At 72.0% G+C, this 13,176-nt stretch carries 10 protein-coding genes; 7 read left to right on the top strand and 3 right to left on the bottom strand.

The window, feature by feature from the left end; translation table 11 throughout:
- The gene (locus tag IE290_RS26550) at positions 1–516 is read right to left on the bottom strand and encodes a DUF6328 family protein (RefSeq protein ID WP_191247381.1); all 516 of its coding nucleotides are present in this window, start codon (positions 514–516) and stop codon (positions 1–3) included.
- Positions 517–574: 58 nt separating this feature from the next.
- On the opposite strand from IE290_RS26550, the gene IE290_RS26545 reads away from it, so the two are divergent.
- Together IE290_RS26545 and IE290_RS26540 are read left to right on the top strand one after the other, a co-directional pair.
- Positions 575–1,114, top strand: coding sequence for a superoxide dismutase family protein (locus IE290_RS26545; RefSeq protein ID WP_191247380.1), 540 nt, complete (start codon positions 575–577; stop codon positions 1,112–1,114).
- Between the two features lie 63 nt (positions 1,115–1,177).
- Positions 1,178–1,429: a hypothetical protein gene (locus tag IE290_RS26540; protein ID WP_020418324.1), complete on the top strand. Its 252-nt coding sequence runs from the start codon at positions 1,178–1,180 to the stop codon at positions 1,427–1,429.
- A 349-nt stretch (positions 1,430–1,778) separates the two neighbouring features.
- On the opposite strand, the gene IE290_RS26535 is transcribed toward IE290_RS26540, so the two are convergent.
- Positions 1,779–2,780 (bottom strand): LacI family DNA-binding transcriptional regulator, encoded by a 1,002-nt coding sequence (locus IE290_RS26535; RefSeq protein ID WP_191247379.1) that lies wholly within the window; start codon positions 2,778–2,780, stop codon positions 1,779–1,781.
- 153 nt (positions 2,781–2,933) lie between these two features.
- Here IE290_RS26535 and IE290_RS26530 point away from each other — a divergent pair, with 153 nt between their 5' ends.
- From IE290_RS26530 to dusB, 5 genes are all read left to right on the top strand, one after another.
- Complete coding sequence (locus tag IE290_RS26530) at positions 2,934–4,223, top strand: MFS transporter (RefSeq protein ID WP_191247378.1); 1,290 nt, start codon at positions 2,934–2,936, stop codon at positions 4,221–4,223.
- Positions 4,220–7,771, top strand: coding sequence for a hypothetical protein (locus IE290_RS26525; protein ID WP_191247377.1), 3,552 nt, complete (start codon positions 4,220–4,222; stop codon positions 7,769–7,771). Before IE290_RS26530 ends, IE290_RS26525 begins: the two co-directional genes overlap by 4 nt.
- Positions 7,768–10,473 carry a glycoside hydrolase family 78 protein gene (locus IE290_RS26520; protein WP_191247376.1) on the top strand — a complete coding sequence of 902 codons (2,706 nt, stop codon included), beginning with the start codon at positions 7,768–7,770 and terminating at the stop codon, positions 10,471–10,473. Before IE290_RS26525 ends, IE290_RS26520 begins: the two co-directional genes overlap by 4 nt.
- A 230-nt stretch (positions 10,474–10,703) precedes the next feature.
- A complete protein-coding gene (locus IE290_RS26515) occupies positions 10,704–11,099 on the top strand; it encodes a hypothetical protein (RefSeq protein WP_191247375.1) in 396 nt (131 codons plus the stop codon).
- A gap of 28 nt (positions 11,100–11,127) precedes the next feature.
- The gene (gene dusB, locus IE290_RS26510; protein WP_191247374.1) at positions 11,128–12,273 is read left to right on the top strand and encodes a tRNA dihydrouridine synthase DusB; all 1,146 of its coding nucleotides are present in this window, start codon (positions 11,128–11,130) and stop codon (positions 12,271–12,273) included.
- A gap of 117 nt (positions 12,274–12,390) precedes the next feature.
- Here dusB and IE290_RS26505 read toward each other — a convergent pair whose 3' ends face one another.
- Positions 12,391–13,143 (bottom strand): potassium channel family protein, encoded by a 753-nt coding sequence (locus IE290_RS26505; protein ID WP_191247373.1) that lies wholly within the window; start codon positions 13,141–13,143, stop codon positions 12,391–12,393.
- Positions 13,144–13,176 lie beyond the last annotated feature (33 nt).

Raw genomic sequence — 13,176 nt, 5'->3', positions numbered from 1 at the left:
TTACTCGGCAGCGGCGGAGTCCCTCGGCGGCACCGGTGACGGGCGGGTGTCCCGCTTCGCGTGGTTCGACAGGAAGTTCGGGACCACGAACCACAGCCCCGCGAACGTGATCCCGACCAGCCCGCCGACCACCGCCATCGCGATCGGGCCGTACACCACCTTCGCGATCAGCGACACCGTCGCGGTGATCGCGGCCGCCAGGCAGACCAGGCCGGCCAGGACGGCGCGGTTGCCCGCCCGCAGGATGTCGTCGCGGCGGCCCGCGCGGAACAGGATCCGGTGCCACGCCGCTGGCGAGGACAGCAGCGCCGTGGAGACCACCGCGAGCAGCACCGCCGCCAGGTGCACGGCCTTCTCGAACCCGCTGGCCTCGCGGAACTGGGCCGTGAACACCACCGTGAGCAGGAAGCCGAACAGGATCTGCACCCCGGCCTGGGCCACCCGCAGCTCGCCGAGAAGCTCGTTCACGTTCCGCGCGAGGCGCTGGTTCGGGGTCTCTTCGTCAGGGCCGCTCACGGAGATCAGCCTATGGGAGGATTTGCCCGGTCACAGAATGACCGATAAATGGAACATCATGCGAATCGTCCCCCTGGCCCTCGCCGCGGCCGCGCTGCCGGCCCTGTGGCCCGCCGAAGCCGCCGCCGCACCCGCCGTCCACGTGGGCGTCGGCACCTCCGTCGTGCGCTACAACACCGCCCTCGTGCCAGAGGGGGCGACCGCGCGGGCGTTCACGGCGTCGGCGACGGGGACGCTGACCGCGCTTTCCGTGCGCGGTCTGCTGCCCGGCCGCGAGTACGGGGCCCACGTGCACACCAAGCCGTGCGGGGCGTCGCCGAGCGATTCGGGGCCGCACTACCAGCACGTTCCCGACCCGGTGCAGCCCTCGGCCGACCCGGCGTACGCCAACCCGAGCAACGAGATCTGGCTCGACTTCACCACGACCGCGAACGGCAGCGGCTTCGCCGTCTCGCACGTGGACTGGACCTACGGCGACCGGCTGCCGGGGTCGGTGGTCATCCACGAGACGCACACGCACACGGACCCGGGTCACGCCGGGACGGCGGGTGGGCGGCTGGCCTGCCTGAACCTGGAGTTCGGACCCCCGGGCAGGTGAATCCGGCTTGAGCCGGCGGCCGGCGGGTAGGCCCGGACGGAGCAGTGGCGGAGGGGAGAAGCGATGGAAGCGACCCCGGACGACCATCCGGTCTGGGTGACCAGCGCGGACGGCACGGCCGAGCACGCGGTTCCGGACACGGCCATGGCACCCGGCCTGGAGCTGGAAGCGGTGTGCGGCGCCCGGTTCCTCCCCGCCGCGATGACCGCCCCGCCGGGCAGGACCTGCGAGGAGTGCCTGACGCACCTGCTGGTCCCCGCCCCGCGCGAGCCGGAGCCGCGCCGCCTCTGGCGCCGTTACGTGGCCAAACACTGACGCCACGCCGCCGAGCTACCGCCGCGCCGCCTCCGGCGCGGAATGCAACCCCCACCGCGCCAGGACATCGCGCGCGAAGCGGGCCTGCCTGGCGCACCCGCCAGCACCCCGACGCGCCCGAGCCGCCACCACGCACGAACACCACCCCACCCGGTCACCAGCCAGCCCACGGCGCCAGAATCCCGCCCGCCAAGCGGGCCCCGCGCGCGCCCGGCCCTGCGGGGGAATCACCTCGGCACTGCCCGTGGCCTACACCGGGCACAGCCGGCACCGCGCCCACGCAGCCAAGCCCCTCAGCACCCACCGACTGGCGGCGGGTCCGCCGAGACCCCCGGCAACGGCCGGAACCTCAGCGCCGTGACTGCGTCGAGGCGCGCACCACCAGCTCCGGCTTGAACACCACCGACCGGTGCGCCGGCCGGTTCTCCGGGTCCGCCGTCTCCGCGATCAACAGCTCCGCCGCCGTCTGGCCCAGCCGCCGCGCGGGCTGGCGCACCGACGTCAGCGGCACCGCGGCCGCCCCGGCGAACTCGATGTCGTCGTAGCCCACGATCGCCATCTCGTCCGGCACCCGCACGCCCGCGCCGACCATCGCCTGCAGCACGCCCAGCGCGAGCAGGTCGTTGGCGCAGAACACCGCCGTCGGCCGCGGGCTCATGCCCAGCAGCCGCGCGCCGGCGTCCCGCCCGGACACCACGTCCAGCTCCGCGGTCTCGATCACCGACAGCTGCGCCCCGGACCCCTCCAGCGCCGTCCGCAGCCCCTGTTCCCGGTCGCGGCACTGCGTGAGTATCCGCGGCCCGTTGACGAACGCGATGTGCCGGTGCCCGGTCTCCAGCAGGTGCCGCCCGGCCAGCTCACCGCCCGCGAGGTCGTCCACGGACACCGAACTCGCCTCGTCCGCGGGCACCTTCCGGTCCACGAACACGTACGGGATCCCGCTGCGGCGGAACGTCTCCAGCGCCGCCCCGGACGTGTCGACCGGGCTCAGCAACAGCCCCCGCACCCGCTGCTCGGCCAGCAGCGACAGGTACGACTCCTCGCGGTCGACGCGCTGCCCGCTGTTGCAGGTGATCACGCTCAGCCCCTCGTCGTGCGCGGCCTGCTCGGCTCCGCGGGCGACGTCGACGAAGAACGGGTTCGCCAGGTCGAGGACGAGCAGCGCCATGATGCGGCTGCGGCCGGCCCGCAGCTGCCGCGCGGACTCGTCGCGGACGTAGCCCAGCTCCTCGATGACGGACAGCACGCGTGAGCGGGTGGCCGGGGAAACGATGTGCGGACGGTTGACCACATTGGACACCGTGCCGATGGAGACCCCGGCGCGCCGGGCCACATCCTTGATGCCAACCATGCGTCCCCTCGATCTGCCAAGGCCACGAGCCTAGCACGCATGAAACGTTCAATGGGCCGAACGGAAGCTTGTTATTCCCCCACTCAAACGCTAACCTGCCCCCTTAATACGTTTCAAAATGTGACCCGCGTCAAGGAAGACGAGGAGAACCACATGACCTCACGCGAAGCGGTCGGCGCGAGCGCCGTGGAAGACGGCGGCACGATCAGCCGCCAGCAGTGGCGGTGGTCCGTGCTCGCGGGCATGGCCTCCTACCTGGATGCCGGCTCGATCGTCGCGCTCGGCGCCGGTCTGGCCCTGTTCCAGAGCTACCTCGGATTGTCCGAGGGCGCGGTGGGCGCGCTCGCCGCGATCGGCCCGAACGCCATCGGCTGCGCGATCGGCGCGTTCATCGGCGGCCGGCTGGGCGACAAGCTGGGCCGGAAGCGGATCTACAAGTACGACCTGCTGGTCTACGCGGCAGGCATCCTGTGCATCGCGCTCGCGGTCAACACGCCGATGCTGTTCATCGGCACGTTCGTCGTCGGTGTCGCGGTGGGTGCCGACGTGCCGACGTCGCTGGCGCTGGTCGGCGAGTTCTCCCCGTCGAAGGCGCGCGGCAAGCTGCTCGGGTTCACCCAGGTCGCGTGGAACCTCGGCCCGGTGATCGTGCTGCTGCTGTCGCTCGCGCTCACCCCGCTGGACCTGCTGGGGACGCGGATCGTGTTCCTGCACCTGTTCGTCATCGCGTTGATCACCTGGGCGATGCGCCGCGGTCTGTCCGAGTCCGCGCGCTGGACCTCGGCCTCCTCCACGAAGGAGGTCAAGTACCAGCTGAAAGCGCTTTTCCAGGGCGCCCACCTCAAGGCGCTGCTGTTCACCGGGCTCGTCTACGTGTTCTGGAACATCGCGGCGGGCACCGGCGGCATCTTCACGCCGTACGTCATCAAGACCCTCAACGCGGGCAGCCAGGCGGCCAGCGTCGCGCTGTCCTGCGCCGGGTTCGTGATCGGCATCCTGGTCACCACGCTGGTGTTCATGCGCTTCGCCGACCGCAGCCACAGCACGCGCAAGTGGATGTGGGGCATCGGCGCGGTCATGCAAATCGTGGCCTACGGCATCTACGTGGTGCTGCCGTTCAACATCCCGGTGATCATCGCGAACATCGTGCTGTTCGGCGTCGGCTGCTCGCTCGCCGGCGAGGCGTTCTACAAGGTGTGGAGCCAGGAGCTGTTCCCGACGATGCTGCGCGGCACCGCGCAGGGCTTCACCTTCGGCGTCGCCCGGACGGCGCTGGGTGTGTGGAGCTTCTTCCTGCCGACGCTGGCCAGCGGCGGGTTCACGCTCGCCGGCGGTCTGCTCACGCTGTTCCTGGTGATCAGCGGCGGCGTCGGGTTCTTCTTCATGCCGAACACCTCGGGCAAGTCGCTGGAGCAGATCGAGGCGGAGCGCACCACCGCATGAGTTCCGACGAGCTGCTGACCCGGTTCACCGATCCCGGCCCCGAGTTCTCCCCACTGCCGATCTGGTGGTGGAGCGGCGGCCGGGTCACCGGGGACCGGATCCGGTGGCAGATGGAACAGCTGGTGTCGCAGGGCGTCCGGCAGGCGGTGGTGATGTGCCTGGCGCCCACCGGCCCGATGTTCGGGTCGCTGGCCGACGATCCGCCGTTCCTCAGTCCGAAGTGGATCGAGCTGCTGGACGGCGCCTGCGCGGACGCCGCCGAGCTGGGGTTCCAGCTGTGGATGTACGACCAGATCGGGTTCTCCGGGGCGAACTTCCAGGGCCGCCTCACCGCGGCCCGCCCGGAGTTCGCCGGACTCGCCCTGCACCGGGACGCCGACGGCACGATCAGCCACCGCGTCAGCGGCTTCGACTACTTCAACCCGGACGCCTGCGCGGCGCTGCTCGACCAGGTGCACGGCGAGCTGGAGCGGCACGTCGGACGCTGGTTCGGCACGGTGATCCCGGGCTTCTTCCAGGACGAGCTGCCACCTTTGCCGACCTGGGGGCACGACTTCGCGGAGACGTTCGCCGCCGAGTACGGCTACGACCTGGTGCCGCGGCTGTCCGCGTTGTACGAGGGCGCCGACGCCGAATCGGCCGGGATCCGCCGGGACTACCAGGAACACCGTGCCCGGCTGGCCCGCCGCGCGTTCTTCGACCCACTGGCTCAGTGGCTCAGCCACCGCGGCCTGATCTGCGGCTTCGACCAGGCGAGCCCGGCCCGCGAGGGCGATCCGGTGGGCGGTGTCCGGATCTACGGCGACTACCTGGGCACGCACTCCGGCTTCGGCGCGCCGGGCAGCGACCACTGGGGCGACGCGAAGGTGCACAGCTCGCTCGCCCACGCGCACGGGCATCCGCGCACCTGGATCGAGGCGTTCCACTCGTCGGGCTGGGGCGGCACGCTCGAGGAGACCTACGACTGGCTCGCGCCGTTCCTGCGCCGCGGCGCCACGCTCTACGACCCGCACGCGGTGTACTACTCGACGGCGGGCGGCTGGTGGGAGTGGGCGCCGCCGTCGACCTGCTGGCGGCAGCCGTACTGGCCGGCGTACTCGCAGTTCGCCGGCGCGGTGAGCCGGTTGTGCTCGGTGCTGACGGCGGGCACGCATTGCTGCGACGTCGTGCTGCTGTCGCCGACCAGCACCGCCCAGGCGTACCTGACGCTCGACGGGCCGCTGCCGCCCGCGGAGCGCGCGGCGGCCACGTTCCACGCCCTCAACGGCGTGGGCACCTGGTTCGCCGAGGAACGCGGGGTGCTGGAGCGCGCCGGGATCGACCACGACACGTTCGACGAGGTCACGATCGCCTCCGGGGAGGTGACCGCCGACGGCCTGCGGATCGGCGCGGAGACCTACCGCGCGGTGGTGCTGCCGGAGGTCGAACTGCTGCTCCCGGCCGCGGCCGCCCGGCTCGCGGAGTTCGCCGCGGCCGGCGGGACGGTCGTCTGCGTGGGCGGCGGCGCGGTCGAGGGCGCGATCACGGTCGCCGAACCCGAGGACGTTCCGGCGGCCCTTCCGAAATCCCGGATCCGGTCCGACGTGCCGTTCCTGCTGCGGCGGCACGGCGACCGGCACTTCCTGCTGCTCACCGCGCATGACGAGCACAGCGGTACCCGGGCGCCGATCGTCGACCTCGACCGCGAAGGCTGGACGGACACGGGTTTTCCGTGGGACGAGTACTGGCGGCAGCTGCGCGAGAACGGGTACGAATTCGTGCCGCCTGCCGATCGGGTGGCGCGGGTCAGCGGCGTGACCGGACGGGCGCAGCAGTGGAACCCGCGCACCGCGGAGCGCACGAATGTCCCAGTCGTGAACGGCTCGGTCGAGGTCGCCTTCAGCGACGGGCCGATCACGCTGCTCGTGTTCGGCGAGGACCTGCCCGAGGCCACGCACACGCCGCCGGGCCCTGTGGTGCGCTCGGTGGTCCTCGACGGCTGGCGCGCCCAGGCGGAGTCCACTCTGGACAACCGGCACGGCGACCTGGCGGCGCCCGCCCGCACCGGGGTGCTGCCGATCGAGGTCTGGCGGCTGGGTGACGAGCTAGCCGGGTACGGCGCATTCGCGCAAGTCCGGGACGCGCATGGGTGGCGGCCCGCGGTCTGGTCGTTGTCCCGCGGCATCCGCAACGACCCCGGGCACGCCGAAGCGCTGGGGCCCAAGGGTTACGTGCCCGAGGAGTTCCTCGACTGGCGGCACGTGCGCGCCGGGCAGACGGTCGGGATACGAACCTATCTGCCCCTGCCCGAACGCGACGGCTTGTTCCTCGCCGTCGGGGCGAGCGCGGCGCGGCGGGTGTTCGTGGACGGCGCCGAGGTGCCGGTCGACGGGCCGGGGTACCAGTCGTACAGCCCGCTTCCGGCCGGCCGGACAGTACGGGTGGAGATCGAGTTCACCGCGGACCAGGACGGGCCGCTGCGGGCGTCGTTCGCCGTGGTCACCGATCCCGGCGCGTACCGCAGGCCGGAGTGGCTGGCGGGCGGGGAGATCCACCGGAGCTTCCACCTCGACGAGATGCCCAGTGACGCGACGGTGCAGGTGGCGAGCGAGGAGGCCTGCCGGGTGCTCGTCAACGGCGCCGAGGTGGGCAGGCAGGGCGATTTCAACCCCTACCCCGGGTTCCGCGAGATCCGCATCCACCCCTACGACCTGCGCGAACACCTCCGCCTCGGGGAGAACACGCTCACGCTGATCACCACCGGCCCGGTCGCCGTGGACGCGCGCGATCCGCGGCTGGTCAGCGGCCCGGACTGGGGCGAGGTGCGCCGCCTGCACCGGCGCGATCCGAGGTTCCTGTGCCAGTGGGCACGGCCGCACCCGCTGCCCAGCGCGCACTGGCTCGAACCCGCCGCCGCGCCCGGCGACGTCGTCGTGCCGGTGATCCCCGACGTCGCGCCGGGCGGGGAACGCACCGAGACGCTGAGCTTCCCGGCCCCGCTCGGCGCGGTGGCGCTGCGCGTCCCGACCGATCTCGACGTGGTCGTCCGGGTCGGCGAGGCCGAGTACAAGCCGGTCGACCAGCGGGTGCGCTTCCCCGCGCCGCTGAGCGCCGGCACCCCGATTGAGCTGCGGTTCCGCGCCGTCGACGGTCGCCGGGGTGGTGCGCTGCTGGACGCGGGGCTGGAAGTCGAGACCGCCGAAGCGCCGGTCGAGCTGCGCAGCTGGGAGGACCTCGGGCTGCGTGCGCTGGGCGGCCTGGTCCGGTACCGGACCACGTTCGAGGCGCTGCCCGGTCGTGTCGTGCTCGACCTCGGCGAGGTGCGCGGCACGGCCGACGTGGTGGTGAACGGCCGGCTCGTCGACCGCCTGGTCTGGGGACCGTGGCGATCCGAGATTTCGGACGCGGTCCGGGATGGCGTCAACGAACTGGAAATCGTCGTCCGCGGGACGCTCGCCGGGTACCTCGACGACGCGTCGCCCACGATGGCCGTGGCCGCCGGGCAGGTCCGCACGGGCCTGTTCGGGCCGGTGCGGCTGGTACAGCACGAGAAGGAGAGCGATCGTTGACCGTCACCGCCGTCCGCTTCGAGCACCACGACGTCCCGCTGGGCATCGGCACCGGCACGCCCCGCCTGTCCTGGCAGGTGCGCACGGATGACCCCGATTGGGCGCAGACCGCGTACGAGGTCGAGCTGAACGGGTCGACGACGGTGCGCGTCGAATCGGCCGACCAGGTGCTGGTGCCGTGGCCGTTCGAACCGCTGCCGTCGCGGACCCGGGCGACCGTGCGGGTCCGCGTCGGGGAGGAGTGGTCGGAGCCGGCGACCGTCGAGACCGGTTTGCTGCGGCCGGAGGACTGGTCGGCGCGGTTCATCAGCCCGCGCACGATCGGCCGCATCGGGCAGCGCGCGCCGATCCTCACCCGCAGCGTGGAGCTGCGGCCGGGGATCGCCTCGGCCCGGTTGTACGCGACGGCGCACGGCGTCTACACCGCGTCGATCAACGGCTCGCGCGTCGGTGACGAGGTGCTCGCGCCCGGCTGGACCAGCTACGAACACCGGTTGCGGTACCAGACGCACGACGTCACCTCGCTGCTTCGCGAGGGGACCAACGACCTGGAGTTCCTGCTCGGCAACGGCTGGTTCCGCGGACGGCTCACCTGGTCCGGCCGCCGCGCGCTCTACGGCGACCGGCTCGCGCTGCTGGCGCAGCTGGAAGTGACCTACGCCGACGGCACCACCGAGGTCATCGCCACCGACGAGCAGTGGTCGGCGACGGAGAGCCGGATCACCTCCGACGACCTGTACGACGGGCAGCACACGGACCTGACGCTGACCGAGTCCGAAGTGGACGAGGTCGAGGTGGTGGACGCCGACCTGGACCGGCTCGTCGCGCCCGAGGGTCCGCCGGTGCGGGTGACCGAGGTGGTGCCCGCCGTGCGGGTGTGGTCCTCGCCGTCCGGGAAGACGCTGGTCGACTTCGGGCAGAACGTCGTCGGCTGGGTGCGGCTGCGGGTGCGCGACGCCCGCGAGGTCACCGTGCGGCACGCGGAGGTACTGGAGGACGGCGAGCTGGGCGTGCGGCCGCTGCGGTCGGCGAAGGCGACCGACACCTACGTCCTGCCCGGCGGCTCCGAGACCGTGCTGGAGCCGAGCCTGACCTTCCACGGGTTCCGGTACGCCGAAGTGTCCGGTGTGGACGATCTGCGCGCCGAGGACCTGGAAGCCGTGGTGGTGCACAGCGATCTGCGGCGCACCGGCTGGTTCAGCTGCTCGGACCCGGACCTGGAGAAGTTCCACGAGAACGTCGTGTGGGGCATGCGCGGCAACTTCCTCGACGTGCCGACCGACTGCCCGCAGCGCGACGAGCGGCTGGGCTGGACCGGTGACATCCAGGTCTTCTCGCCGACCGCGTCCTTCCTCTACGACTGCGCCGGGTTCCTGCGCTCGTGGCTGGCCGACCTCGCTGCCGACCAGCGTCCGGACGGCTCAGTGCCGTTCGTGATCCCGGACGTGCTGCCCGGCGACAGCCCGACCGCGACGGCCTGGGGCGACGCGGCGGTGATCGTGCCGTGGGTGCTCTACCAGCGGTTCGGTGACGCCGAGGTGCTGGCGCGGCAGTTCGACAGCATGCGCGGTTGGGTCGACAAGATCGCGTCCCTGACCACCGACGGCGTGTGGGCGGGCGGGTTCCAGTTCGGTGACTGGCTCGACCCCTCCGCGCCGCCGGACGACCCGTTCGCCGCGAAGGCCGACTCCGACGTGGTCGCGACGGCGTATCTCGTGCGGTCGGCGGAGATCGTGGCCGCGGCGGCGGAGGTGCTGGGCCAGGACGGTTCGAAATACCGGACACTGTCCGAGCAGACCCGTGCGGCGTTCGCCCGGGAGTACGTCACCGGGTCCGGGCGGGTGCTTTCGGACGCGCCGACCGTGTACGCGCAGGCGATCGAGTGGGCGCTGCTGCCGACGGAGGAGCAGCGGGCGGTCGCGGGTCGACGACTGGCTGATCTCGTGCGCACCAACGGGTTCCGCATCGCGACCGGGTTCGTCGGCACACCGTTGATCACGGACGCGCTGACCACGGCCGGGTACCCGGAGCTGGCGTACCGGTTGCTGCTGGAGCGGGGCTGCCCGTCGTGGCTGTACCCGGTGACGATGGGTGCGACGACGATCTGGGAGCGCTGGGACAGCATGCTGCCGGACGGGTCGATCAACCCGGGCGAGATGACCTCGTTCAACCACTACGCGCTGGGTGCGGTGGCGGACTGGATGCACCGCACGGTCGCCGGGCTGGCGCCGTCCGCGCCCGGGTACCGGTCGATGGTGGTGCGCCCGGTGCCCGACGCCGCGCTCACCCACGCCTCGGCCCGCCACGAGACGCCCTTTGGTGAGGCTTCGGTGGCCTGGCGGCGGGCGGACGGGAAGCTGACGCTGGACGTCGTCGTTCCGCCCGGCGTGCGGGCCGACGTGCACGTGCCCGGTGGCCCGGTGACCGAGGTCCGGCACGGGACGCACAGCTGGACGGTCGACGACCCGTGCCTGTCGCAGCCGCGCGTGCGGACCATTCGTGAGCTGATCGGCTCGCCGAAGTGGCCGGAGGCGGTGTCGCTGCTGGTCGAGCACGGGCTCGCCGAGGACGCGGTGGACGCCGCGCACCGCGCCGGGCGCTACCTGGACCGCCCGGCGCCGGAACTGGCCGACTTCCTGGCGATGAAGACCCTCGACGACGGTTCCGTCGCGCGGCGGGCGCTGGAGACGCTGCTGGAGTGAGCGGACGTCCAGCCGCTCCGGTGGCGGCCCGTGACTGGAGTGGTTCGGGCGTCAGCCACTCCGGCCGCTGCCGGAGCGAACCGGCGCCGGCCACTCCGGCGACAGCCACAACTGGAGCGAATCGCGCCAGCCGTTCGGCCACGGCCAGGCCGCTGGCGGAGTGAGCCGGCGTCAGCCGCTCCGGTGACGGCCGCGCCGCGGGACGCGTGATCGGCACCCATACTGGGGCCATGAACCAGCCGGAGCCGTTGTTCAGCTCGTCCCGGGCCTTCCGCGTGTGGCGCTACGGCGTCGAGCACTCGGAGCTGGTCCTGCGCACCGACGACGACCCCGACGAGCCGGTCGAGCTGCTGTTCGAGGGCGTGCTGTCGATGCACTTCGACCAGCTGTGGTTCACCGGCCTGGTGGTCGGTCGCGCGGAGGACCAGGTCCTGCGCAGCCCCACGGTGGACATCCCGCACCTGAAGGTCGAACTCGGGACCGCCGGCCACGCCGCGCAGGTGGTGTGCCGGAGCCTGACCTGCGTCGGCGGCACCTCCCCGGACGGGAAGATCCTGTGGACGGTGACCGCGCCTCGTCCGAAATCCCGGATCAGTGCCGATATCCCGGCAGTGGAACAGGCCTGAGTACGGGTGGCGCGAGTCACCAGCGACAATGGAGGACGTGACCGCGACCCTGAGCAAGCCCGCACTGAAGATCGGCCCGTACGAGGTCGATCCCCCGGTGGTGCTCGCGCCCATGGCCGGCATCACGAACGTCGCGTTCCGGCGGTTGTGCCGCGAGTACGGCGCGGGGCTCTACGTGTGCGAGATGATCACCGCGCGCGCCGTCGTCGAGCGGCACCCCGGGACCATGCACATGATGGCCTTCGACCAGGGCGAATACCCGCGGTCGATGCAGCTCTACGGCGTGGACCCGAAGACCATGCGGGAAGCGGTCAAGATCATCGTCGGCGAGGGGCTGGCCGACCACATCGACAGCAACTTCGGCTGCCCGGTCGCCAAGGTCACCCGCAAGGGTGGCGGTGCGGCGCTGCCGTACAAGCGGAAGCTGTTCGCGCAGATCGTGCGGGCCTCGGTGGAGGCCGCCGAGGCCGCGGGTGTGCCGTTCACGGTCAAGTTCCGGATCGGCATCGACGACGACCACCACACCTTCCTCGACGCCGGCCGCATCGCCGAGGCCGAGGGCGCGGCGGCGGTCTCGCTGCACGCCCGCACGGCCGCCCAGCGCTACTCGGGCAAGGCCGACTGGAGCGCGATCGCGCGGCTGAAGGAGGCCGTGCAGACCATCCCCGTGCTGGGCAACGGCGACATCTTCACGGCCGACGACGCGCTGCGGATGGTGGCCGAAACCGGGTGCGACGGGGTGGTCGTCGGACGCGGGTGCCTGGGCCGGCCGTGGCTGTTCGGCGAGCTGGAGGCCGCGTTCGCCGGCCGCCCGATCCCGGAGGGGCCGAGCCTGGGCGAGGTCGCCCAGGTGCTGCGGCGGCACGCGGAGCTGCTGGTCCAGCACGATGGCCACGACAAGGCGATGCGCGACCTGCGCAAGCACATGGCCTGGTACTTCATGGGCTTCCCGGTGGGGTCCGAACTGCGCCGGCGGTTCGCGATGGTGTCGTCGATGGACGAGCTGGACGAGCTGATCGCCCAGCTGGACCACGCGGCGCCGTTCCCGGCGGACGCTCTGGGCCCACGCGGGCGCCAGGGCTCGCCCGGAAAGGTCACGCTGCCGCACGGCTGGCTCGACAACCCGGACGACGACCTGGTGCCCGAAGCGGAGGACATGCACTCGGGCGGCTAGCGTCCGGCACGGCGCCTCGCCCGCTCCCCAAGACTCGCCCCAGCAAGGGCACGCTGCCACGCGACCGGGGCTGCAGCCCGGACCAGGACCTCGTGCGGGCGGCCAAGTCGTCCGGCGCTAGCCGCCTCGCGACGGTCGCGCGTCCGGTTCCCTCGGTTGTTCACCACCTGCCACCGTGTTCGCGGCGAGGGCGGCGCGCAGTTCGGCGATCTCCCGGGTCAGCGCGTCGATGTGTTCCCGCGTCACGGTCTGCGACGTCGCCTCGACCTCTTCGACCCGCCGGACCAGCCAGGACGCGAAGGTCGCCGTCACCACGCCGAGCAGCGCGATGCCCGCGACCATCAGCCCGACCGCGATCAGCCGTCCGGTGCCCGACACCGGGTAGCGGTCGCCGTAACCGACGGTGGTGATCGTCGTGACCGCCCACCACAGCGCGTCCGGGAAGGTCTTGATCCCGGCCTCCTCGATGGGCCGCTCCGCCTCGAGCACGGCGAGCGCCGCGCAGAAGACGATCAGCACCGTGGCGCCCACGAAGTACACGACGACCCGCCCGCGCAGGGCGAGCGCGGCGGTGCGGTTGAGGATGTTGAGCATCGCGACGAGGCGCAGCAGCCGCAAGGGGCGGAGCAGCGGGAGCACGATGACCAGCAGATCCAGTACGTGCCGACGCAGGAAACGCGGTTTGTCGCGCGACTGGACCAGTCGTACGACGTAGTCGAGCGCGAACAGCCCCCACGCGAGCCACGTGACGACCTCGCACCACAGCCGGCCGGTGCTCCCGAGCGACGGCTGCAGGATCGGCCAGGCGTAGGCGGCCAGGAACAGCACCGCGACGCCGGTCAGCGGCCACTCCATGCGCTTTTCCCACATGTCCCTCTCCCGTCGGTCGGCGCGATCGTCGCA

It is taken from the genome of Amycolatopsis deserti, assembly GCF_014653945.1.
GTDB lineage: Bacteria > Actinomycetota > Actinomycetes > Mycobacteriales > Pseudonocardiaceae > Amycolatopsis_E > Amycolatopsis_E deserti.
The sequence above is the reverse complement of the archived record's forward strand: the minus strand, read 5'-3'. Positions and strand labels throughout refer to the sequence as shown.

Coding starts and splice junctions, on each gene's coding strand:
- IE290_RS26535 (WP_191247379.1), bottom strand. CDS start 2,780: ATGGTTGGCATCAAGGATGTGGCCCGGCGCGCCGGGGTCTCCATCGGC.
- dusB (WP_191247374.1), top strand. CDS start 11,128: ATGGAGGACGTGACCGCGACCCTGAGCAAGCCCGCACTGAAGATCGGC.
- IE290_RS26515 (WP_191247375.1), top strand. CDS start 10,704: ATGAACCAGCCGGAGCCGTTGTTCAGCTCGTCCCGGGCCTTCCGCGTG.
- IE290_RS26540 (WP_020418324.1), top strand. CDS start 1,178: ATGGAAGCGACCCCGGACGACCATCCGGTCTGGGTGACCAGCGCGGAC.
- IE290_RS26505 (WP_191247373.1), bottom strand. CDS start 13,143: ATGTGGGAAAAGCGCATGGAGTGGCCGCTGACCGGCGTCGCGGTGCTG.
- IE290_RS26530 (WP_191247378.1), top strand. CDS start 2,934: ATGACCTCACGCGAAGCGGTCGGCGCGAGCGCCGTGGAAGACGGCGGC.
- IE290_RS26545 (WP_191247380.1), top strand. CDS start 575: ATGCGAATCGTCCCCCTGGCCCTCGCCGCGGCCGCGCTGCCGGCCCTG.
- IE290_RS26525 (WP_191247377.1), top strand. CDS start 4,220: ATGAGTTCCGACGAGCTGCTGACCCGGTTCACCGATCCCGGCCCCGAG.